The organism is Acinetobacter sp. UBA3106 (assembly GCA_002365595.1).
Lineage (GTDB): Bacteria > Pseudomonadota > Gammaproteobacteria > Pseudomonadales > Moraxellaceae > Acinetobacter.
This window is the reverse complement of sequence record DFAM01000024.1, coordinates 53,279-76,315: the sequence shown is the minus strand read 5'-3', so window position 1 is coordinate 76,315 and position 23,037 is coordinate 53,279. Positions and strand designations below refer to the sequence as shown.

The following is a 23,037-nucleotide window of genomic DNA, read 5'->3' as shown; positions in this document are numbered from 1 at the left end:
TAAAGTTAGACTGGAGATAGCTTAAAAATGGGCTATCTCAAGACTTAGTTAAAATTGATAATTCTTAATAATTAAAGCGGTGCAATTAATGGGTCTTTTCAGCCAATGTACTGACATTTGCTAAATTCTTCTGAGCCGCATCTCCATCGACCGAGGTTTTCAGATTCACCAGGAAGATGGCCAGGGCGGCAATTACACCGGGAATGGCGATGGCAAAGAAGTTCATCTGGTGCGGTAACTCAAAGGTCAATAAAGTTCCGGTCAGTACCGGTCCGACAATGGCGCCAATACGGCCAATTCCTGACGCCCATCCCATACCGGTTGAACGCACCGTGGTTGGATAATACTGGGCCACAAAGGTATACAGTAAAATTTGGGAACCAATGGTCGCTGCACCCGCCACAGCAATCAGCGCATATAACACGAATTGTGGACTGTTAAATCCGAGTAAGATTAACGCTGCCGCACCACATAAGAACATAATGGTCAGGACTTTTTTAATATGGAAACGGTCTGCCAAGGCACCACCGCCAATCGCGCCAATCATGCCGCCAATATTCAAGGCAAATAAGAAAATCATACTGGCGCCGAGTGAATAACCCGCCTGGATCATGAGTTTTGGTAACCAGCTGCCTAGCGCGTAAACCATCAACAGGCACATAAAGAATGCCAGCCAGAACATAAAGGTACTAAAGCTACGGCCCTGCTGGAATAAAGCTTTAAGCGGAGCTTCATCACCTTTTAACACGTCATTCAGGACAAATTTCGTATCCGGCTGAATGCTGAGTTGAGGTGCAATTTTCTGGATAATGCCGTGCGATTTTACGGTCTGATTTTTCGCGGTTAAATACATCAACGATTCAGGCAGGAACATCCAGATAACAGGCAAAAGTAATAATGGAGTACCGGCAAGAAGGAACATGATTTTCCAGCCAAACTGCGGCACCAGCCATGCACCCAATAATGCAGAAGTCATTCCGCCAATGGCATAGCCACTAAACATCACCGCCACCAACGTACTGCGAATACGTTTTGGCGCATATTCAGTCATTAAGGCAACCACGTTGGGCATTACGCCGCCAATGCCTAACCCGGCCAGGAAACGCAGAATACCGAACTCAGTCGGGTTACTGGCAAAAGCACCTAAAAAGGTAAAGCCACTGAATAGTCCGACACAGATCATAATGGTTTTTTTACGGCCAATTTTATCGGACAGGGTCCCGAAACTCATGGCACCGAACATCATGCCAAATAATGCGGTACTGGCCAGTAAACCCGCCTGTACAGTATTGAGGGCCCATTCCTGCATCAACAGCGGGAGCGCCACTCCATAAATCACCAGATCATAACCGTCAAAGATGATGATGATTAGACACCAGATCAGTACGCCCCAATGAAATCGGGTAAATTTTGCTTCATCAATTAGTGTATTGATATTTATTTTATTGGACATGCTTCACCTCCTTATTGTGAAGTCCTGTTTGTGACATCACAATGCAGAAGATGCGGAAAAATGTCCAAAACCGATTGCATATATATTCATACCTTAAAAGTTGAATGCTCTTTTTTTGTTATTGTTGCGATACTTTAAAGATATCTACAAAAGGTAAAATTCAAGCGAATCTTGGTTTTAAGTCATTCTTTTTCTATAAAAGAATATGCAGACCATCCATTTCGTTAGAATGAGTCTGCATAATGGGGTGGTTCTGAAAATTTTGAGTTTATCCGGCCAGAAATTTGCGGTGAATGCCGGTCGAGCTTCAGATCAAGCTACGGTCATAAGCAATGGCTTCCAGGTCATAGACCTGATAAATACAGTCAAACAGCGAACGGACGTGTTCACTTTCATCCATGCTGCGAATGGCCAGAAAGATGGGACTGACCGCAGCATCATCCAGCAAGGGAATATAGTGCAGATGCGGTAACTGAATGGTTTTGGCACTTTCCGGAACGATGCAAATCCCCTCTCCGGCAGCCACCAGACCCAGAGCCAGCTGGATTTCACGTACTTCCTTCAAGCTTTTCGGATCCAGGCTATATTCTGAAAACAGCGATCTGACCTGGGTAGAAAAATTCGGTTTGGGATGGCTAGGATATAAAAACAGGTTTTCATCCACAATATCGGTCAGGAATATTCCTCTTTGATGCTGCACCAGTGGATGGCTGGAATGCATTGCGACCATTAGCGGCTCTTCACGCAACAGGATGCGCCGTACCGCCGGATCGGAAATTCTTAAACGGCCAAAACCGACATCAATCCGGCCTTCTTTTAAGGCCTGGATCTGGTCTTTGGTGCTCATTTCAATCAGTTCAATTTTTAAATGCGGCTGTTGCTGACGAAATAAATAGACAATTTTCGGTAATAAGCCATAAAGCAAAGAACCGACAAAACCCATAGTAATGGTTTTTTCCGCCATACCGACCCGTTGGGTCATAGCTTTAATCTCTTCGGCATTAGACAAAAGTTTAACCGCATGTTGATAAAAGAACTGACCGGCTTCGGTGGTCAATAATGGCCGGCTGCCACGCTCAAAAAGTTGTATACCCAGTTCAGCCTCAAGGTTCTGTATCTGGCGGCTTAAAGGTGGTTGAGCAATAAACAGTTTTTCTGCCGCCTTGGTGAAACTCTGCTCTTCTACGACTGCTACAAAGTAGCGTAAATGTCTTAGTTCCATGATACTCCATACCTTTAAGGCATAACAAAATGCAAATTTGATCTTAGACAACCAATAATCATTCTTTTAAGGTATATCACAAGACGGGCATAAAGCAAGATCGAGAATTTTAAAGATGTACAAATCCATAGAAACGTTGCTGGTGGAAATTCCAACCATTCGTCCACACAAGATGGCGGTGGCAACGATGCAAACTCAAACTCTGGTACTGGTCAAAATCACCACTGAAGATGGTTACATCGGTTGGGGTGAAGCCACCACTATTGGCGGCTTGGGCTATGGAGAAGAAAGTCCTGAAAGTATTAAAACCAATATTGAAACCTATTTTGCACCGTTATTAAAAAGCCTTGCCGGTCTAAATATTGCCCAGACCTTTGCGGTGATTAAACGCAACATCAATGGCAACCGTTTTGCCAAATGTGCCATTCAGACCGCTTTATTAGATAGTCAAGCCCAGCGTTTGGGCTTACCTCTGAGTGAATTGCTTGGTGGCCGTTTACGTGACAGCGTGCCGGTACTTTGGGTATTGGCTTCAGGCAATACCGAAAAAGACATTGCTGAAGCACAAAACATGATTGCGGCAAAACGTCACAATATTTTCAAACTGAAAATTGGTTCTCGTGCAGTCGAAGCCGATGTTGAGCATGTATTAGCGATTAAACAAGCGCTCGGTAAAGATGTTTCCATTCGTGTCGATGTCAACCGTGCCTGGTCAGAACTAGAAGCCATTAAGGGCATTCAGCTGTTGCAAGAGGGCGGTGTCGATCTGATTGAACAGCCCTGCGCGATTGACAACATTGATGCCATGCAGCGTCTGACCCGTAGATTCGATATTGCGATTATGGCTGACGAATCTTTAATGGGTCCGGGTACTGCTTATAAATTGGCGAAAACCAATGCAGCTTCTGTCTTTGCGGTAAAAGTGGCCCAGTCTGGCGGTTTGCTGGAAGGCCGTGATGTTGCCACTGTGGCTGATCTTGCCGGTATCGATTTGTACGGCGGCACCATGCTGGAAGGTCCGGTCGGTACCATTGCCTCTGCACATACCTTCTCGACTTTCACCAATTTGGCTTATGGAACCGAACTGTTTGGCCCATTGCTACTGACTGAAGAAATTCTAAAAACCCCAATGCAATACCAAAATTTTGAGCTCACTGTGCCAAAAACAGCTGGCCTCGGTATTGAGCTGGATGAAGACAAAATTGACAACTTGCGTCGACAGTAATTAAAGGATTTTCCCATGCTTTTCCAAGTACGAATGGATGTAAACATTCCACGTGATCTGCCGGTTGAACAGGCGAATGAAATTAAGGCCGTTGAAAAAGCCTATTCACAAGATTTACAGCGTCAAGGCAAATGGCGTCATATCTGGCGCATCACCGGTCAGTATTCCAACATCAGTATTTTTGATGTGGACAGCAATGAAGAGTTGCACAACATTCTGCAAGGTTTACCGCTGTATCCCTACATGAATATTGAAGTCATGCCATTGAATCGCCATCCCTCTTCAATTCGTGAAGACGATCGCTAATTTTAACCAGATGCAAAAGGGTGAAGTCATTCACCTGCTGCAAAAAAACCACCCTAAAAGGTAACGCCAAGGATTGTGGCCAGCCAGCTTTAGCCAGCAAATGTAAATGCTAAACAGCCTGCCACCAAAAAATGTATACATACTTCAGGAGCAATAGTATGAATCGCCAAGAAATTGATGCACTTGTTAAAAAAATGAATGTCGACACAGCGACAGGTCCTGTCGATGAACGTGTACAACAGGTTGTTGTGCGTTTATTGGGTGATCTTTTCCAAGCGATCGAAGACCTTGATATCTCACAATCTGAATTGTGGAAAGGCCTGGAATATTTGACTGATACAGGTCAAGCCAATGAATTGGGACTTTTGGCGGCAGGTTTAGGTCTGGAACACTACTTAGACTTACGTGCAGATGAAGCGGATGCTAAAGCAGGTATTACTGGCGGCACACCACGTACGATTGAAGGCCCATTATATGTCGCTGGTGCACCGGAATCGGTAAGCTTCGCGCGTATGGACGATGGTTCTGAAGAAGGCAAAATCCCGACTTTAATCATTGAAGGTACAGTGACGGATACTGAAGGCAATCTTGTTGAAGGTGCCAAAGTTGAAATCTGGCATGCAAACAGCCTGGGCAACTATTCATTCTTTGACAAGTCACAGTCTGACTTTAACTTGCGTCGCAGCATTATTACTGCTGCCGATGGTCAATATATTGCATTGACTACAATGCCAGTCGGTTATGGCTGTCCTCCAGAAGGCACGACTCAATTTGTTCTAGACAAACTTGGTCGTCATGGTAACCGCCCTTCTCACGTGCATTATTTCATCTCTGCACCAGGTTACCGCAAATTAACCACGCAATTTAACATCGAAGGCGACAAGTACCTTTGGGATGACTTTGCATTTGCAACCCGTGATGGTTTGGTCGCGACTGCAGTTGATGTAACAGACGAAGCTGAAATTGCAAAACGTGGTCTGAATAAACCATTCAAACACATTCAGTTCAATGTTGAACTTGTGAAAGAACAAGCTGCAGCACCATCGACTGAAGTTGAACGTCGTCGCGCAAGCGCTTAATGAGCTCATGATAAGGAACCGAGATGTCAATTTAATGACATTTCGGGGACTTGCCTTAATTTGGAAAGTCGGAGAACGGACATGCCTCGTATCCCTGTAATTAACACCAGCCATCTCGATCGCATTGATGAATTACTTGTTGAAAACTATGAAACAGGTGAATTTAAGCTTCATCGTTCAGTATTCACAGATCAGGCCTTATTCGATTTAGAGATGAAATATATCTTTGAAGGCAATTGGGTTTACTTGGCACATGAGAGCCAAATTCCGAATAATAATGATTTTTATACGACCTATATGGGTCGCCAACCGATCATCATTGCGCGTAACCGTCAAGGTGAGCTGAATGCCATGATCAATGCCTGTTCACACCGTGGCGCACAACTTTGTCGCCATAAGAAAGGTAATAAAGCAACTTATACTTGCCCTTTCCACGGTTGGACATTTAACAACTCGGGTAAATTGCTCAAAGTTAAAGATCCGAGTGATGCAGGCTATTCTGACTGCTTTAACAAAGACGGTTCGCATGACCTGAAAAAAGTAGCACGTTTTGAAAGCTATAAAGGTTTCCTGTTTGGCAGTTTAAACCCGGATGTTCCACCCTTAGAAGAATATCTTGGCGAAGCCACCAAAATTATGGACATGATTGTAGATCAGTCTGATCAAGGTCTTGAAGTTTTACGTGGTGCGTCTACTTATACCTATGAAGGTAACTGGAAGCTCACTGCTGAAAATGGTGCCGATGGTTATCACGTTTCTGCCGTTCACTGGAACTATGCAGCTACAACTCAGCAGCGTAAAGAAAAAGAAGCTGGTGATAATGTCCGTGCCATGAGTGCAGGATCTTGGGGCAAACAAGGTGGTGGTTCTTACGGCTTTGACAATGGTCACATGCTGCTTTGGACTCAATGGGGCAATCCTGAAGACCGTCCGAACTTTCCGAAAGCGGCAGAATATACCGAAAAATTCGGTGCTGCCATGTCGAAATGGATGATCGAGCGTTCGCGTAACCTGTGTATCTATCCAAACGTTTACTTCATGGATCAGTTCGGTTCACAAATTCGTGTCCTTCGTCCTTTATCTCCCTCTAAGACTGAAGTCACCATTTACTGTATCGCACCTAAAGGTGAAGACAAAGAAGCACGTACACGCCGTATTCGCCAGTATGAAGACTTCTTCAATGCTTCAGGCATGGCAACTCCAGATGACCTGGAAGAATTCCGTGCATGTCAGGCGGGCTATGCCGGTATTGCGCTTGAATGGAATGATATGAGCCGTGGTGCAAAACACTGGATTCAAGGTCCGGATGATGCAGCCAATGAAATTGGTTTAAAGCCAAAACTGTCTGGCATTAAAACTGAAGACGAAGGTTTATATCTTGCTCAGCATGAACACTGGTTACATCTGATGAAAGAAGCGATTGCTTCTGAAAAAGAACTTGCTGCAACTGAAGGAGAAAACGCATGAGCGCGATGACTTTAGAAAATATTGCTCAGTTCCTGTATCAGGAAGCACGCTTTCTGGATGATGAACAATGGGATGACTGGTTACAGTGTTATGCCCCTACTGCGTCTTTCTGGATGCCGGCTTGGGATGATGATGACAAACTGACCCAAGACCCGGAGTCTGAAATCTCCCTGATTTACTACCCTGACCGTCAAGGTTTAGAAGACCGCGTGTTCCGCATTAAGACTGAGCGATCTTCTGCGACCATGCCGGACACCCGTACCAGCCACAACATTTCTAATATTGAGCTTGTCGAGCAAAACGGTGATCAGGTGATGGTTCGCTTTAACTGGAACACCTTGAGTTTCCGTTACAAGACCAACTATAGCTACTTTGGCATGTCACGTTATGTGATCGATTTCTCGGGTGAGAAACCACAGATTTTAAGCAAATACGTGGTGCTGAAAAACGATTACATCAATCAGGTCATTGATATTTACCACCTCTAAAATTTGCCACTACGTCTTCAGCCAAATGGACAGTTGGCTGAAGCAGGTCACACGTTTTAAATATTTATAGGATTCTAGCCATGTCAAACCTTAATGTTGCACTTCAATTTGAAGATGGGGTTACACGTTTTATCAGCGTTGCTCAAGGTGAAACCTTATCTGATGCTGCGTACCGTCAAAAAATCAATATTCCTCTGGACTGCCGTGATGGTGCTTGTGGAACATGCCGTGCGTTTTGCGAGTCAGGTTCGTTTGACATGCCTGAAGAAACCTATATTGAAGATGCATTAACGCCTGAAGAAGCCGCTGAAGGCTACATCCTAGCTTGTCAGTGTAAACCGACTTCAGACGCAGTATTCCAAATTCAAGCTTCATCAGAAGTCTGTAAAACTGAAATTCACGCCTTCCAGGGTACGCTTGAGCGTGTTGAAAAATTATCAGATTCAACCATCACTTTTGATATTCAACTCGATGAAAGTCAACCTGACATTCATTTCCTCGCAGGTCAATATGTCAATGTCGGTATTCCGGGTACGACAGAAACTCGTTCTTATTCTTTCAGCTCTAAACCGGGTAACCGTTTAACCAGTTTCGTGGTACGTAACGTACCGAATGGCCAGATGAGCGAATTCTTAAGTAGCAATGCCAAAGCGGGCGACAAAATGACTTTCGCCGGTCCATTTGGCAGCTTCTACCTGCGCCCTGTAACCCGCCCTGTCTTGATGATGGCGGGTGGTACAGGGATCGCACCATTCATGTCGATGCTGCAAGTGCTGGAAGAAAAAGGTTCAGAGTATCCAGTGCGTTTGGTATTTGGTGTGACCAATGACTTTGACCTGGTTGCCATTGAAAAGCTGAACGAACTGCAAGAAAAATTCCCGTGGTTCGAATACCGTACAGTGGTTGCTAACCCGGAATCTGCACATGAACGTAAAGGTTATGTGACTGGTCATATCGAAAACGAATGGCTAAATGCTGGTGAGGTTGATATCTACCTGTGTGGCCCTGTACCAATGGTTGAAGCGGTTCGCGGTTGGCTGGATGCTGAAGGCGTAAAACCTGCAAGCTTCCTGTTCGAAAAATTCTCTGCGAATTAATGATTTGAAGATGCGTATTTGTTTAGAAACTATTTGATACGCGTAAACGTCATCCGCTGCTGTACGAGGCAAACCAAATTCAGATACATCTAAGTTTCTGCGACAAATTTAACTTACATGATGCAATGGACGAGTTCAGCGGATGACAATGGTTTTGCCTACTTTTGCCAAAACAAAAGTAGGTCGAACCGAAGGTTAAACCTTATGTTGATTTATAAAAGCAAGACTCCGTCTTTCCTAAATCAAATTTAAAGGTTTTTTAATCGCAGATATAAAGATTGGTTCATGAGTTAAAAAAATATGACTTCAAATCAAAGATTTTTAAACAAAGTCGTAATCGTGACCGGTGCCGCGCAAGGCATCGGTCGCGGTGTCGCGTTGCAAATGGCGAGCGAAGGCGCTCAAGTCGTCATGGCTGACCTTTCCCCTTATGTGGAAGAAGTTTTGGCTGAAATTGAAGCGACTGGCGGTGATGCAATTACCGTCAAAGCCAATCTGGAAACGTTTGCCGGTGCTCAGTCAGTCGTTGAAAAAGCCCTTGAGACTTATGGCCGTGTCGATGCCCTGATCAACAACGTCGGTGGCGCGATCTGGATGAAACCTTTCGAGGAATTTTCTGAAGAGGAAATTATCAAGGAAGTGAACCGTTCATTGTTCCCGACCTTGTGGTGCTGCCGTGCAGTTCTGCCTGAAATGATTAAAAATCAGAAAGGTACCATTGTAAACGTATCTTCTATTGCCACACGTGGTATTAATCGTGTTCCCTATTCAGCATCCAAAGGTGGCGTAAATGGCCTGACGGCTTCCCTTGCCTTTGAACATGCCAAAGATGGTATTCGCGTTAACGCAGTTGCAACGGGTGGCACCGAAGCACCTCCCCGTAAAGTACCGCGCAATACCAATCCACTGACTGAATCTGAACAAGAATGGATGCAGCAAGTGGTAGATCAGACCATTGACCGTACGTTTATGGGTCGCTACGGCACAATTCAGGAGCAAGTGAATGCGATTGCATTTCTGGCTTCCGATGAATCATCTTATATGACAGGTACGGTAGTACCGGTCGGTGGTGGTGATCAGGGCTAGTCCTGATCACCACGATTTTTAACAGGCTCATGGTTCGACGCAAGGAGGCACATTACCAATGAACACCCTGTTTCAGACATTAAAAAATGACTGGTCAATTTCAGCGACTGTTGCAGGATTTTTAGCAGTGCTGATTTCCTATTCAGGGCCACTGATCATTTTTTTCCAGGCGGCACAGCAAGCCCAGGTTTCCCCAGCCATGATGATTTCATGGATTTGGGGAATTTCTATTGGTGCGGCGCTCGCAGGTATCTTTTTATCAATTAAATACAAAATACCTGTCGTCACCGCTTGGTCTGCGCCCGGAACGGCACTATTGGTCACACTGTTTCCCGATATTTCGCTCAATGAAGCGGTTGCGGCCTATATCACCTCTGCTGTGGTGATTTTTCTCATTGGGATCACCGGTTATTTCGACAAGTTACTGTCCTGGATTCCTCAAGAAGTGGCTGCCGGAATGATGGCCGGAATTTTACTGCAGTTTGGTTTAGGGTTGTTTACCGCTACCGATACCATGCCCTATATCGTCTTTGGCATGCTGGCGGTATTTTTACTGGCCAAGCGTTTTAGTCCACGTTATGCCATGGTCTGGGTGCTGGTTGCCGGTGTGGTTTTAAGTATGTTACTGGGCAAGATTAACCCGGTCACGGCAGATTTTAGTCTAGCGATTCCGCAATTTATTGCACCAGAATGGACCTGGAGTTCAACCCTGAATCTGGCTCTCCCACTCATTCTAGTCAGCCTGTCTGGCCAGTTTTTACCGGGAATGGCGATTATCAAACTCAGTGGTTATGACATGCCAGCCAAGCCAATTATTAGTGCAACCAGTATTGCCTCGCTTGCAGTGGCCTGTGTAGGGGGTATTACCATCGTACTGGCATCTATCACGGCTGCTTTATGTTTGGGTAAAGACGCGCACGAGCTGAAAGAAAAGCGTTATATCGCCGGTGTGGCAAATGGGCTTTTTTATATTTTAGGCGGCTTATTTGCCGGCAGCATCGTCATGCTGTTTAGCCTGATGCCCAAAGAATTAATTGCGGCTTTGGCAGGACTGGCATTACTGGGTGCGATTGCCACCAACATTTCCGTAGCCATGGGCAAAGAGTCGCAACGTGATGCAGCACTGATCACCTTTTTAGCGACTGCTTCCGGCATGCATTTCTTGGGACTGAGTTCAGTCTTTTGGGGAATTTGCATTGGCCTGGTAGCACATTTTCTGCTGTCACAGAAAAACCGTAATGCTGTTGCGGTTACAGCATCAGATTCAAAACGAGTTTAAAGACATCCATCAGTTTAGGATATGTAAGGACCAGATTATGATAGATAAAAGTTCATTATCATTGAAAGAAGCACTCTCCCAGATCAAGGACGGTTCTACCATTATGATCGGTGGTTTTGGTACAGCAGGTCAGCCTGCTGAACTGATTGATGGTCTGATCGAATTGGGTATTAAAGACCTGATTATTGTCAACAACAATGCCGGTAATGGCGATTATGGTCTGGCAAAACTGCTTAAAGCTGGTGCTGTTCGCAAGATTATTTGTTCTTTCCCGCGTCAGTCTGATTCCTGGGTATTTGACGAGTTGTATCGTGCTGGAAAAATTGAACTGGAACTGGTACCACAAGGTAATCTGGCTTGCCGTATTCAGGCGGCTGGTATGGGCTTAGGTCCAATCTATACCCCTACCGGTTTTGGTACTTTGCTGGCTGAAGGCAAACCGACCATGAACTACGAAGGCAAAGACTACGTTTTAGAAAATCCGATTAAAGCTGACTTTGCTTTAATTAAAGCTTCTAAAGGCGATCGTTGGGGCAACCTGGTCTACCGTAAATCTGCGCGTAACTTTGGTCCGATTATGGCGATGGCGGCTGATGTGACGATTGCTCAAGTTTCTGAAGTGGTTGAACTCGGTGCACTGGATCCAGAGCACATCATCACCCCGGGAATTTTTGTTCAACACGTTGTTCAAGTTAAACCTGCACAATAATTGGCATCGGAGATAAATAATGAGCTATAGCAAACTGACCCGTGACCAGATCGCTGAACGTGTGGCACAAGATATTCCTGATGGCGCTTATGTGAACCTCGGTATTGGTTTACCGACCAAGATTTCAAGCTACCTGCCAAGCGATAAAGACGTCTTCCTGCATTCTGAAAATGGCCTGTTGGCATTCGGTCCTCCTCCTGCTGAAGAAGACCGCGATCCTGAGCTGATTAATGCCGGTAAAGAATTCGTGACCTTACTTGAAGGCGGTTCTTTCTTCCATCATGGTGATTCATTCGCAATGATGCGTGGTGGTCACTTAGATATCGCGGTATTGGGCGCATTCCAGGTGGCTGAAAATGGCGATCTGGCCAACTGGCATACTGGCGCACCGGATGCAATCCCAGCAGTCGGCGGTGCAATGGATCTGGCTGTGGGCGCGAAGAAAGTCTTTATTACGACTGACCACGTGACCAAAAAAGGCGAGCCAAAAATCGTGGCTGAACTGTCTTATCCGGCTACTGGCCTGAAATGTGTCGACCGTATTTATACTGATCTTTGTGTGATTGATGTCACGCCTGAAGGTATGAAAGTGATTGAGAAAGTTGAAGGTCTGTCATTTGAAGAATTACAGTCAATGACTGGTGCCAAACTGATTGATGCGACTCAATCAAATTAAGGGGAAGTCCCTCCTTTCTTGCACTTAGTTTTAAAAGCAGTGCTTTAAAACATGTTCAGGAGGGATTTAGGGAGGATTTTTTTGAAGAATAAAATTACTTCATTAAATCCCTCCCTTGCGAAGCAATGCTTCTCACCCTTTAAAAAGGGAGGAGTTTTCTTCTTTTAAATATGTGAGCAAATACACAATGAAAAACGCATATATTATCGATGCCATCCGTACCCCATTCGGTCGTTATGCCGGTGGCCTCGCGCCTGTCCGTGCAGATGACTTAGGTGCACTTCCAATTAAAGCCTTAATGGAACGTAATCCATCGGTGAACTGGGAACAGGTCGATGACGTCATCTATGGCTGTGCCAATCAGGCCGGTGAAGACAACCGTAACGTCGGTCGTATGTCTTCTCTGCTTGCAGGTCTGCCTTATCAGGTGCCAGCAACGACTGTAAACCGCCTGTGTGGTTCATCGATGGATGCAGTCGCGATGGCAGCGCGTGCGATTAAAGCCGGTGAAGCCCATCTGATTATTGCCGGTGGTGTAGAAAGCATGTCGCGCGCGCCATTCGTGATGGGCAAGTCAGAAACAGCGTATGGCCGTAGCCAAAAGATTGAAGACACCACCATGGGCTGGCGTTTTATCAATCCTAAGCTGAAAGAAATGTACGGCGTAGAAACCATGCCGCAAACGGCTGAAAATCTGGCGGAACAGTTCAACATCAACCGTGAAGACCAGGACAAGTTTGCCCTGACTAGCCAGCAACGTACCGCAGCAGCGCAGGCCAAAGGTTTCTTTGCCAAGGAAATTATTCCTGTGGTGATCCCGCAGCGTAAAGGCGATCCGGTGGTTGTCGATACTGATGAACATCCACGTGCATCTACCACTGCAGAAGCTTTAGCAAAACTGAAACCTGTGGTGAAAGCAGATGGTACGGTTACAGCGGGTAATGCTTCTGGTATTAACGATGGTGCGGCTGCTCTTTTAATCGCATCTGATGAAGCGGTTGCTCAACACGGCTTAAAACCACGCGCCAAAATTATTGGCTCAACTGTCGTGGGGGTTGAACCACGCATCATGGGCTTTGGTCCTGCGCCTGCCATCAAAAAACTGCTGGCACAAACTGGTCTGACTTTAGAGCAGATGGATGTGATCGAGCTGAATGAAGCCTTTGCTGCTCAGGCGTTGGCATGTACCCGTGACTTGGGTATTGAAGACGGTTCAGAGAAAGTCAATCCAAATGGTGGTGCAATTGCTTTGGGTCATCCACTGGGTGCCTCTGGCGCACGCTTAGTCACAACCGCACTGAACCAGCTTGAACAAACTGGTGGTCAATACGCTCTATGTTCAATGTGTATTGGTGTCGGTCAAGGCATTGCTTTGATTATTGAACGCGTCTAACAACCTATTAAAAAGATAAACCTCCTCCCTGAATGTAGATTCAAAGTACTGCTTTGAATGAAATGCAAGAAAGGGAGGTCGGGAGGGATTTCAATGCCAACATTTACATCCAACGATGCCCAGATCAATTACCAGACTTTTGGTAATGCAGCCAACCCAGCCTTGATTTTTTCTAATTCACTTGGAACCAACTATGGGATGTGGCAAAAACAATTTACTCACTTCATAGATGATTATTTTGTGATTTGTTATGACACCCGTGGTCATGGTGCATCATCTGCCCCACAAGGCCCTTATACCTTGCAGCAACTTGGGCAAGATGTGGTCAATCTGCTTAATCATTTAAACATCCAGAAAGCTGCATTCTGTGGTATTTCTATGGGTGGCTTGACCGGTCAATGGTTAGCGATTAACAAACCTGAACGTTTTAGCCATGTGATCGTCTGCAATACTGCGGCCAAAATTGGTCAGGAACATGCGTGGAATGAGCGTGCTGCTCTGGTACGTGAACAAGGTCTGGCTCCGATTGCATCGACTGCAGCATCACGCTGGTTTACAGATAAATTTATTCAAAGCAATACAGCAGAAGTTGAAAAGTTGCAAAATAGCTTGGCAGCCGGCAGCGCTGAAGGTTATGCAAGTTGTTGTGAAGCTTTGGCTAAAGCGGATTTACGCGAACTGCTTAAAGAGATTACTGTACCCGTATTGGTCATAGCAGGCCAGCAAGATCCGGTGACCACAGTGGCTGATGGTCAATTTATGGTTGAGCACATTCCAAACAGTCAAATGCTTGAAATAAATGCTTCGCATATTTCGAATATTGAGCAACCAGAACAATTTAATCATCTCCTGCAATCATTTTTATCTTAATGATCAAAATGGTGGTTAATATTTCATAATGGCAGCCCAATAAAGATACAAGCTAAAGCCACAGAGCTTTCATGGTTCTGCTTTAGCTTGTCATAACCCCTTATAATTACTATTAACTATTTTATTTATACCAATATCTGAGTCATGCAAATGCATTTTCCACTCAATATCATATTTTATATCAACGCTCTTCCATAAAATCATTTGATCAGTTTTTGGATTTTTGGAAAATATGGTTTCTAGTTTGAAATCTTGTTCTTTGTGGAAATTTATCCTGATCTGTTCATCCTCATGATTAGCCAATCTGGTTGGGTGATCTATTCAATTTCTAAATATTTTACCGCATACTTTCTTATGTTTTCTTGAAATTGTCTGGGCACAGCCTCATCTTAAAATTTAAGGCTTATATTTTAAAGTGAGTACCATCATGACTCCTGAACAACGCTTTCAAGCCGTATTAGCCCAATCAAAACAACATGATGATGAAAAATCTCAGCGATCCAAATTGGAAAATAATTTAATTGTCATCAGTCATGAACTTAAAGAACTGGCAGATCGAATTGAAGAACAAGTGACCGATCTGATGTTCATCGAAATGGATCATTTTTTAGAATCGCAAGGCTGGAATTCTGAATTTATAAATGCCAAAAATAAAAGATACAGCCTAAATGATAAAAATATTTATATCAGTGCACTAAAACCCGCGATTGGAAAATTTTTATTTGTGGTCAAGCATGATCTTTTTGAAAGTACTGAACATCATATTGAGGCATGTTTTAAAGACAGTACGACCTTAAGCCATTTTAAAACCGCCATGCAAGGTGGAGATCTTAAAAATGATATTCCCATCAAAGCACTTGAGGAATGGTTAAAGGGCTTACAGTTAACCCTGCAAAAGTTAAAAATAGAAAGTGAAAATCTTCAAGCTGATGGATTGACTTATGAAGTCATTAAGGTGGGCCAGATTCATCATAAAAGACTGCCTAACTTTATCGAAGCTTTTTTATCCATACTGGAACATAGATAAGCCTGTTTAAAGTTAGGTCTATATTTTTTATATCCTTTATAGGCGCTGTAACTCATTCACCACAGTTCCCTGCTCTGACAGCCATTTGTCACGGCGTCTGAATAACGCAGGTGCGGCCTGATTGACCTGATCGATTAAGGCCTGCATATCTGCATGCACCAGTTTACGATTTTCCACCACCACTTGCCCATTGACCATGGTCATATGCACATCTTGGCCTTGTACCGCATGTACCAGATTCGTATGCAGGTTCATTAAGCGTCCGTGATCGATCAAAGGGGTCATTCTTGGCGTCGCCATATCAACGGCAATGATATCGGCCAGTTTACCTGCTTCAAGCGATCCAATCTGATGCTGCATGCCCAGTGCTTTTGCACCTGTCAGCGTTGCCATTTGACAGACTGACCATGAATCGAGTGCTGCGGCATCTAAATTGGAAAATTTGGCCAATAAAGAGGCAGTTTTCATTTCCTCAAACATATCCAGATTGTTATTTTCTTTTTCACCATCCGTGCCTAACCCAACCGCAATGCCATGACGCAGCATTTCGGTAATAGGTGCCGCACCTGAAGCCAGTTTCATATTGGAGATCGGATTATGCGCAACGCCCACATCATAATGCTTAAGAATTTCGATCTCGTCTGAATTGGCCCAGACACAGTGTGCCAACAGACATTTAGGAACATCAAACATGCCTAAACGTTCGAGCGTCTGGATGGGACGCATGCCATAACGTCTAAGGTTTTCTTCCACATCGAACTGGCTTTCATTGCTATGGGTGTGAAAACCGGTCTGATAATCCTGGCAAAGTTTCTGAATACGGGCCAACGCTTTTTCTTCTGCATAAAACAGATGTTCCAGACCGACCCAGACATTAATTCGCCCAGCTGCGCCTTGATGCCATTTTTGAATCAGCGCTTCATTGCTATTTAAGGTTTCAAAATAGTTGTGATCAGGATGTTCTGCCACATAAGGCACCAGTACCGCGCGGATGCCAAGTTGCTCTGCTGCTTCGGCACTGCCATCCATATAACGCCACATATCCACGATGGTGGTGGTTCCTGAAAGCAGTGCTTCGGCATAGCAAAGATAGGAAGCTATTTTGGCATCTTCAGGCGTTAAAATCCGGTGCATCGGATCGATAAACTGCTGCAACCAGTCCCAGACAGGTAAACCTTCGGCGGTGCCTCTTAACAGTCCTGAATGGCAGTGGGTATTGATTAAACCTGGCATCAGTAAACTGTTCGGATATTGACTCACTTCTACATCTGGGTATTGCCGGGTTAATTCTTCCAGTGTACCCACCTGCTTGATATATGCACCCTCAATTAAAATAGCCCCATGGCGAATACAATCCAGCGTCGAATTCATGGTCAGGACATAATCTGCAGTCATGATTTTCATTGTTATATTTCCTCTGCTCTGTCCAGTTAAGGGCTAAATGTCTTACCCAGCGAAGCAGGCAAATTCAGTTTCAGTAGTTTTTTATCACGTGAAATGATCACCAGAACCAAAATCGTTGCGATATAAGGTAATGCCGATAAAAATTCATTTGGGATGTTCAGACCGAGTGCTTGAGCATGAAATTGCAAAATGGTGACCCCGCCAAATAAATAGGCACCCAGCATTAAGCGAGTCGGTTTCCATGCGGCAAAAACGACTAGAGCAATGGCAATCCAGCCACGTCCGGCTACCATGTTTTCAATCCACATTGGGGTATATACGGTTGAGAGGAAAGCCCCGCCAATTCCGGCCATGGCCCCGCCAAAAAGCACCGCGCCATAACGAATCGCTAAAACGTTGTAGCCCATGGCATGTGCGCTTTCTGGCGACTCGCCTACGGCTTTTAACAATAAGCCCAAACGGGTTTTGGCCAATACCCACCACACCACAGCAAATGCCAGAATCGATAAATACACTACATAGTTTTGCTGAAATAAAATTGGACCAATAACAGGAATATCAGCCAGTCCGGGGATATTTAAATTTTGTAATCCCGGCAATGCAGTACTGACATAATTCTGCCCGATAAAAGCCGAAATCCCGATACCGAAAATGGTCAAAGCCAGACCGCAGGCCGACAGATTCGTGCTCATCGATAAAGTGAAAAAGGCAAAAATCAGTGCCATCAAGCTTCCAGCCAGTCCTCCCATAAACAAAGCACTTAAGACACTGGCATCATATTGAGAGGCAAAGGCAAAACCGGCAATCGCACCGACCAGCATCATCCCTTCTACGCCCAAATTAATCACGCCTGTACGTTCTGCAACAAGTTCGCCTAAACCTGCAAATATCAATGGAGTCGCTGCGGCCACAGTACCGGCAAGAATGGCGGTAATTTCTATACTCATCTCTGGTTATCCTTTTTATTGACAGCATTAAGCCGCTGGTTGAACAGTTTCAGCGGGTGGCTGCTTCTTCTTGGCGAAACGGTAGCGATTTTCAATTAGCGCATCAGACGCCAACAGGAAAAACAGCAATAAACCCTGGAAAATACCGGTAATGGCAACCGGAAGCTGCAACTGCATTTGTGCCAGTTCACCGCCCAGATAAATCAGCGCCATAAGCAAGCCGGACAATACAATGCCAATCGGGTTTAAACGGCCCAAATAGGCCACAATAATTGCGGCATAACCATAGCCCGGAGAAATATTTGGATTGAGCTGACCAATCGGACCTGCGACTTCACAAATCCCGGCAATTCCCGCCATTAATCCAGAAATGCCCAAACTGAACCAGATGGCTTTTCTGGACGAAAAACCGGCATATTGGGCCGCCATAGGTGCCTGACCACTGACTTCTAATCTATATGCGCTGACACTTTTACGAATAAATATCCAGAACACAGCCACCGCTAACAGGGTCAGAAAAATAGAGGCATTGACCCGGGTTCCCTCAATTACATAGGGTAAAACCGCACTGTCACTAAACATCACTGATTGTGGAAAATTCATGCCGTCCGGATCACGCCATGGCCCATTGACCAAATACATCAGCAGAAAAAAGGCCACATAGTTCATCATCAAGGTGGTCAGGGTTTCTTCTGCATTAAAATGGGTTTTTAACAGCGCTGGAATCAGCCCCCAAATTGCACCCCCGATGGCTCCCATAATGATCATCAATGGTAAAATCCACCAGCCTAGCTGTTCAAAAAACAGGATCGCAATACCGCCACCAAAAATGGCGCCCATGGTCAGCTGCCCTTCGGCACCAATATTGAATAATTTCGCGCGAAAACCGACCGCCAGACCTAAGGCAATCAAAATCAATGGACTGGCTTTAATTAGCAGTTCACTCAGGTTATAAGCACTACTGAGCGGCTCAATAAAGAAAATATACAAAGCCTGAAGCGGATTGACCCCAAGCATTAAAAACAGCAGGCTACCGACACAGAGCATGGCCAATAGCGCAATAAAAGGAGACAGCCATTTCATAAGTTGAGAAGGATGTTCTCTAGGTTCGAGTAAATGCATCAAATCACCTATTCTTCTCTAAACTGAAATTGGTTGTATTTCAGTTGCAGCCTGAGCGACTGGATTGTTTTTAATTCCAGCCATTAGTAAACCGATCTCTTCAGCATTGGTGTTATGGGTGGCAATCGGTTCAGATAATTTGCCACTGGCCAGCACACAGAGCTGATCGCTAATTTCAAAAAGCTCTTCCAATTCTTCGGAAATTACCAAAATGGCCACTCCCTGACGTGATAGATCAATCAGGGTCTGGCGGATAAACATGGATGCCCCAATATCAACCCCCCAAGTCGGCTGCGAAACAATCAGTACTTTCGGGTTCTGTAGAATTTCCCGGCCTACAATAAATTTTTGCAAGTTACCGCCAGACAAGCTGCGGGCTTCTGCCTGCGGACCGGCTGCCTTGACATTGAACTTTTCAATGCAATGCGCAGCAAAGGCTTTGGTCTTTTCAAAATTGATCAATCCAAAACGGCTTAAACCCTGACGAAATGCAGTGAGGAAAGCATTTTGTGACAAGCTCATATTGGGCACTGCACCGCGTCCCAAACGTTCTTCCGGAACAAAGCCCAAGCCCAAATCACGGCGCTCACCTGCATACAATCGGGAGACATTTCTGCCTTCAAACAGGATTTCGCCCTGATCAGTCAGCTTTTCGCCCGATAGCAACGCCAGCAATTCTGCCTGACCATTACCAGAGATCCCGGCGATACCAGTGATTTCACCAGCTTTTAATTCCAGATCTATATTGCTTAAAGACACGCCAAAGGGATCATCAGATGCATAATTGAGTTGCTTGACTTGCAGCAAGATGCTTTGTTCGCCAGAAAATGCTGAATGCTGATAGGTCGGAAGTTCACGTCCAATCATGAGACGGGCCAATTCACTGGTGCTTTTTTCCCTCGGTTTGACGTGACCCGTCACCCGACCATTTCTTAAAATGGTAGCTTCATCGCACAGCTCTTGAATTTCATGCAGTTTATGGCTGATATAGAGAATCGATACCCCTTGCGAAGCCAGCAATTTCAGGGTTTTAAACAGCTGTTTCACGGCTTGCGGAGTCAAGACCGAAGTCGGTTCATCTAAAATAATCAAAGACGGTTGCTGCAATAAACAGCGGATAATTTCGACACGTTGCCGCTCACCGACGGACAGCGAATAGACTTCACGGCGTGGATCTATCGGCAAGCCATATTGTTCTGAAACTTCGACAATTTTTTGCCTGAGCTCAGCAAGGTCGTATTTTTCATCCAGCCCCAGCAGAATATTTTCCGCAACGGTTAAAGTTTCAAAGAGTGAAAAATGTTGGTACACCATCCCGATGCCAAGCTTGCGCGCAGCAGCCGGGTTTTCGATGCTCACCTCTTTGCCATTCCAGATGATCTGGCCCTGATCCGCCTGTGTCGCCCCATAAATAATTTTCATCAGGGTGCTTTTACCAGCCCCATTTTCACCCAAGATGGCATGAATTTGCCCAGCCTGAACTTTAAGATCAATCTGATCGTTGGCTTTTAGCGAATTATAACTTTTACCAATATTGACCAGTTCCAGGCGTGGAACGGTCAGTTCTACAGCCTGTTGTACGTCAACATATGTCGCATTATCGGATAAGTCATTCATAGACAAGCTCGAAAAAATGAAAAAAGAAAGGCATGAATGAAAGCTCATTCATGCCATCTGTTTTATTTAGGTAAAGCGCCTTCTACGCCTTTGACGTAGTAATTCATTTTGCCTAGCTCTGCATCAGACAAAACTTTACCTTTCGCAATGACCAAACCGCCATCCTGTTTATATAAAGGTCCCTGGAATGGATGCAGCGAACCTTTATGAATCCCACTTTGTGCATTTAAGGCAGACTGTTTCACTTTGGCTGGCACTGCAGGACCAAAGTTTTCAATTCTCACCGCATCCTGTTTAATGCCGTACCACATTGCACTTGGCTTCCAGGTTTTTTGCGCAACTTGTTGTAAGACTGGGGTATAGATTTTTTCCCAATGCAATACTGAAGCTGCCAAGTGGGCTTTAGGACCAAACTTGCTCATGTCCGAGTCCCAACCAAAGGCATAAACGCCTTTTTGCTGTGCAGCTTGGACAACGGCGGGTGAATCGGTGTTTTGCATCAGCACATCAGCTTTCTGTGAAATCAGTGCCAAAGCTGCATCACGTTCTTTACCCGGGTTAAACCACGAATTGACCCAAATCACTTTGGTTTTCACTTTAGGATTGACACTCTGCGCGCCCAAGGTATAGGCATTGATGTTACGTACCACTTCAGGAATCGGGAAAGATGCCACGACACCCAGAGTATTAGTTTTAGTGGTTTGCCCAGCAACTACACCTAGCATGTATGCACCTTCATAGGTACGTACATCATAAATCCCTAAATTTTTGCCCTGCTTGTAGCCAGTGGCATGCATAAAGACGGTATTTGGAAACTGTTTAGCCACCTTTTCCATCTGGTTCATATAACCAAACGAAGTGGCAAAAATGACTTTATTACCCTGCTGCGCCAGATTACGGATTACACGCTCTGCATCTGCAGTTTCTGGCACATTTTCAATATAAGAAGTTGTGTATTTTCCGGCCAAGGCTTTTTCTGTTTTGATACGCCCCTGGTCATGTGAATAAGTCCAGCCATGATCACTGGTTGGGCCAATATAAACAAAGGCCGCTTTGTCAGCCGCATGTGCCAAGCTGATAAAAGATGTCCCCAAAACAGTGGCTGTACTGAATGCCAGTACAAGTTTTTTAAGCTGTGATTTAAAGCTGACTTTTTTTTGCATAAAACTGCTCCATTATGAATGGTGTATTTCTAATTCAAGCAATAACAATGAATTAGAAATGTGAAATTTGAACATCAGTTTAATTTTTCTGTTCACTTTCTCTTAATTAGCAAGTTCTATTCCAAAATTGATAAAAATTAGAACATAAACATTACGTTCTGTTTTTTAGAACAAAAATATTATTTTTTATTGATGAAATACAATGTCTTATATTTTAAAGTTCTTTTATTTTTCTCTTTTTTTTTATTTTTATTTTGACTACAAATCAAAGTTATTCGATCAGCCAGCAGAAATGCTTTTTTTTAGCGCAGGCAGAATAATCACAGTTCAGTAATGATAAAAAAAAGCCCAAACTTGTTCAAAGTTGGGCTTTTTTATTTCTGAGTCAGCTTTTTCGTATTTAAATTTTTTCTAGCACCTTTTGTTCTTCTGCATTTAAGGCATAGGCTTTCATGTACATTTCTTCCATGTGTTCACCTGCGGTGCATGGCTTATAACGGTAACTTTCCGTATCTTTGACTGTGCCGGGCAATGCATAAATATGGGTCATATAATTTGGACCATAAAAGAAAGGGATCGAATAACGAGATTTTCCGTCTGCATACATATTCCGTACCCGGTGTGGATTAGATTTAAATAAATCGTTACTCCAACGTGGAATCAGGTCACCTAAATTGACGACAAAAGTTCCCTCAATGGGTGGTGCAGTGACCCAGCTTCCATCGGGCAGGCAAACTTCCAAACCGCCACAGTTGTCTTGCGCCAAAATCGTAATTGAACCCCAATCTGTGTGCGCACCGACACCAAAGCTGTTTTCATCGGCATCTGCCGGATGAGGCGGATAGCGCAGCATTTTCAAGGTCATCATGGGATCATGACAACACTCATCAAAATAATGCTCATCCAGCTCCAGAGATAAAGCCAGTAACTGCATAATGCGCTTGGCCAGCAGGCTCAGTTCTGCAATATATTCCTGGCAGTATTGCTCCATTTCAGGCACTTCACTCGGCCATTGATTAATGCCATAGCCTTGATATTTGGCTAACACATAGGGATGGTCAGCACTATAAGTTTTACCGCAATAAAAACCTTCCTTAATATCCGGCTTGGCATTGTAATCTGACTTTTGTGCAGACAACTGCTCAAACCCCAAATGACTGGCATTCAGGCTTTGATCATATTTCATTTTAGTGCTTAAAGGCAGGTCAAAAATCTGTTCGCATAGTGCAAATTGACGCTGAATTAAAACTGGATCAATGCCATGATTTTTGACATAAAAGAAACCCGAACTGGTTGCAGCTTGGCGCAGCAGATGTACAACCTCATTGACCTGTTTAGATCCAGCAGCTAAAGCGCCGCTTAAATCAATCACTGGAATGCTCATAGGACAATCTAACCTCTGTTAAA

At 44.6% G+C, this 23,037-nt stretch carries 21 protein-coding genes; 13 read left to right on the top strand and 8 right to left on the bottom strand.

Features of this window, described 5'->3' with window-relative positions; all coding sequences use genetic code 11:
* Positions 1 to 85 precede the first annotated feature (85 nt).
* Both B4C48_RS13465 and B4C48_RS13460 read right to left on the bottom strand, forming a co-directional pair.
* The gene (locus B4C48_RS13465; RefSeq protein WP_291357360.1) at positions 86 to 1,453 is read right to left on the bottom strand and encodes an aromatic acid/H+ symport family MFS transporter; all 1,368 of its coding nucleotides are present in this window, start codon (positions 1,451 to 1,453) and stop codon (positions 86 to 88) included.
* Between the two features lie 307 nt (positions 1,454 to 1,760).
* Entirely contained in the window at positions 1,761 to 2,675 is a 915-nt protein-coding gene (locus B4C48_RS13460) for a LysR family transcriptional regulator (protein WP_291357358.1), read from the bottom strand.
* A gap of 115 nt (positions 2,676 to 2,790) precedes the next feature.
* Between B4C48_RS13460 and B4C48_RS13455 the strand changes: the two genes are divergently transcribed.
* From B4C48_RS13455 to B4C48_RS13395, 13 genes are all read left to right on the top strand, one after another.
* Positions 2,791 to 3,900, top strand: coding sequence for a muconate/chloromuconate family cycloisomerase (locus B4C48_RS13455; protein ID WP_291357356.1), 1,110 nt, complete (start codon positions 2,791 to 2,793; stop codon positions 3,898 to 3,900).
* A 15-nt stretch (positions 3,901 to 3,915) separates the two neighbouring features.
* Positions 3,916 to 4,206 (top strand): muconolactone Delta-isomerase, encoded by a 291-nt coding sequence (gene catC, locus B4C48_RS13450; RefSeq protein ID WP_291357354.1) that lies wholly within the window; start codon positions 3,916 to 3,918, stop codon positions 4,204 to 4,206.
* A gap of 158 nt (positions 4,207 to 4,364) precedes the next feature.
* Positions 4,365 to 5,285 carry a catechol 1,2-dioxygenase gene (gene catA, locus B4C48_RS13445; protein WP_291357352.1) on the top strand — a complete coding sequence of 307 codons (921 nt, stop codon included), beginning with the start codon at positions 4,365 to 4,367 and terminating at the stop codon, positions 5,283 to 5,285.
* 81 nt (positions 5,286 to 5,366) lie between these two features.
* Positions 5,367 to 6,752: a benzoate 1,2-dioxygenase large subunit gene (gene benA, locus B4C48_RS13440; protein WP_291357350.1), complete on the top strand. Its 1,386-nt coding sequence runs from the start codon at positions 5,367 to 5,369 to the stop codon at positions 6,750 to 6,752.
* Entirely contained in the window at positions 6,749 to 7,240 is a 492-nt protein-coding gene (benB, locus tag B4C48_RS13435; RefSeq protein WP_291357348.1) for a benzoate 1,2-dioxygenase small subunit, read from the top strand. The genes benA and benB overlap by 4 nt, the downstream gene beginning before the upstream one ends.
* Before the next feature lie 80 nt (positions 7,241 to 7,320).
* Complete coding sequence (gene benC / locus B4C48_RS13430; RefSeq protein WP_291357346.1) at positions 7,321 to 8,337, top strand: benzoate 1,2-dioxygenase electron transfer component BenC; 1,017 nt, start codon at positions 7,321 to 7,323, stop codon at positions 8,335 to 8,337.
* A 300-nt stretch (positions 8,338 to 8,637) separates the two neighbouring features.
* Complete coding sequence (gene benD / locus B4C48_RS13425) at positions 8,638 to 9,423, top strand: benzoate diol dehydrogenase BenD (protein ID WP_291357344.1); 786 nt, start codon at positions 8,638 to 8,640, stop codon at positions 9,421 to 9,423.
* Between the two features lie 58 nt (positions 9,424 to 9,481).
* The gene (gene benE / locus B4C48_RS13420; RefSeq protein WP_291357342.1) at positions 9,482 to 10,702 is read left to right on the top strand and encodes a benzoate/H(+) symporter BenE; all 1,221 of its coding nucleotides are present in this window, start codon (positions 9,482 to 9,484) and stop codon (positions 10,700 to 10,702) included.
* 37 nt (positions 10,703 to 10,739) lie between these two features.
* Positions 10,740 to 11,411 (top strand): 3-oxoacid CoA-transferase subunit A, encoded by a 672-nt coding sequence (locus tag B4C48_RS13415; protein WP_004731110.1) that lies wholly within the window; start codon positions 10,740 to 10,742, stop codon positions 11,409 to 11,411.
* 19 nt (positions 11,412 to 11,430) lie between these two features.
* A complete protein-coding gene (locus B4C48_RS13410; RefSeq protein WP_005246228.1) occupies positions 11,431 to 12,087 on the top strand; it encodes a 3-oxoacid CoA-transferase subunit B in 657 nt (218 codons plus the stop codon).
* A gap of 187 nt (positions 12,088 to 12,274) precedes the next feature.
* Positions 12,275 to 13,480 carry a 3-oxoadipyl-CoA thiolase gene (gene pcaF / locus B4C48_RS13405; protein WP_291357336.1) on the top strand — a complete coding sequence of 402 codons (1,206 nt, stop codon included), beginning with the start codon at positions 12,275 to 12,277 and terminating at the stop codon, positions 13,478 to 13,480.
* A gap of 93 nt (positions 13,481 to 13,573) precedes the next feature.
* Entirely contained in the window at positions 13,574 to 14,350 is a 777-nt protein-coding gene (pcaD, locus tag B4C48_RS13400) for a 3-oxoadipate enol-lactonase (RefSeq protein WP_291357334.1), read from the top strand.
* Between the two features lie 427 nt (positions 14,351 to 14,777).
* A complete protein-coding gene (locus tag B4C48_RS13395; protein WP_291357332.1) occupies positions 14,778 to 15,377 on the top strand; it encodes a hypothetical protein in 600 nt (199 codons plus the stop codon).
* 36 nt (positions 15,378 to 15,413) lie between these two features.
* On the opposite strand, the gene B4C48_RS13390 is transcribed toward B4C48_RS13395, so the two are convergent.
* The 6 genes from B4C48_RS13390 to B4C48_RS13365 all read right to left on the bottom strand — a co-directional run bounded on the left by B4C48_RS13390 (position 15,414) and on the right by B4C48_RS13365 (position 23,014).
* On the bottom strand, positions 15,414 to 16,781 hold the full coding sequence (locus B4C48_RS13390) for an amidohydrolase family protein (protein ID WP_291357330.1): 1,368 nt from the start codon (positions 16,779 to 16,781) through the stop codon (positions 15,414 to 15,416).
* A 26-nt stretch (positions 16,782 to 16,807) separates the two neighbouring features.
* Positions 16,808 to 17,728, bottom strand: a complete 921-nt coding sequence (locus B4C48_RS13385) for an ABC transporter permease (RefSeq protein ID WP_291357328.1) — start codon at positions 17,726 to 17,728, stop codon at positions 16,808 to 16,810.
* Positions 17,729 to 17,755: 27 nt separating this feature from the next.
* The gene (locus tag B4C48_RS13380; RefSeq protein ID WP_291357326.1) at positions 17,756 to 18,850 is read right to left on the bottom strand and encodes an ABC transporter permease; all 1,095 of its coding nucleotides are present in this window, start codon (positions 18,848 to 18,850) and stop codon (positions 17,756 to 17,758) included.
* Positions 18,851 to 18,868: 18 nt separating this feature from the next.
* Positions 18,869 to 20,467, bottom strand: a complete 1,599-nt coding sequence (locus B4C48_RS13375; RefSeq protein WP_291357324.1) for an ABC transporter ATP-binding protein — start codon at positions 20,465 to 20,467, stop codon at positions 18,869 to 18,871.
* Positions 20,468 to 20,529: 62 nt separating this feature from the next.
* The gene (locus tag B4C48_RS13370) at positions 20,530 to 21,630 is read right to left on the bottom strand and encodes a BMP family ABC transporter substrate-binding protein (protein ID WP_291357322.1); all 1,101 of its coding nucleotides are present in this window, start codon (positions 21,628 to 21,630) and stop codon (positions 20,530 to 20,532) included.
* A 400-nt stretch (positions 21,631 to 22,030) separates the two neighbouring features.
* Complete coding sequence (locus B4C48_RS13365; protein ID WP_291357320.1) at positions 22,031 to 23,014, bottom strand: isopenicillin N synthase family dioxygenase; 984 nt, start codon at positions 23,012 to 23,014, stop codon at positions 22,031 to 22,033.
* Positions 23,015 to 23,037 lie beyond the last annotated feature (23 nt).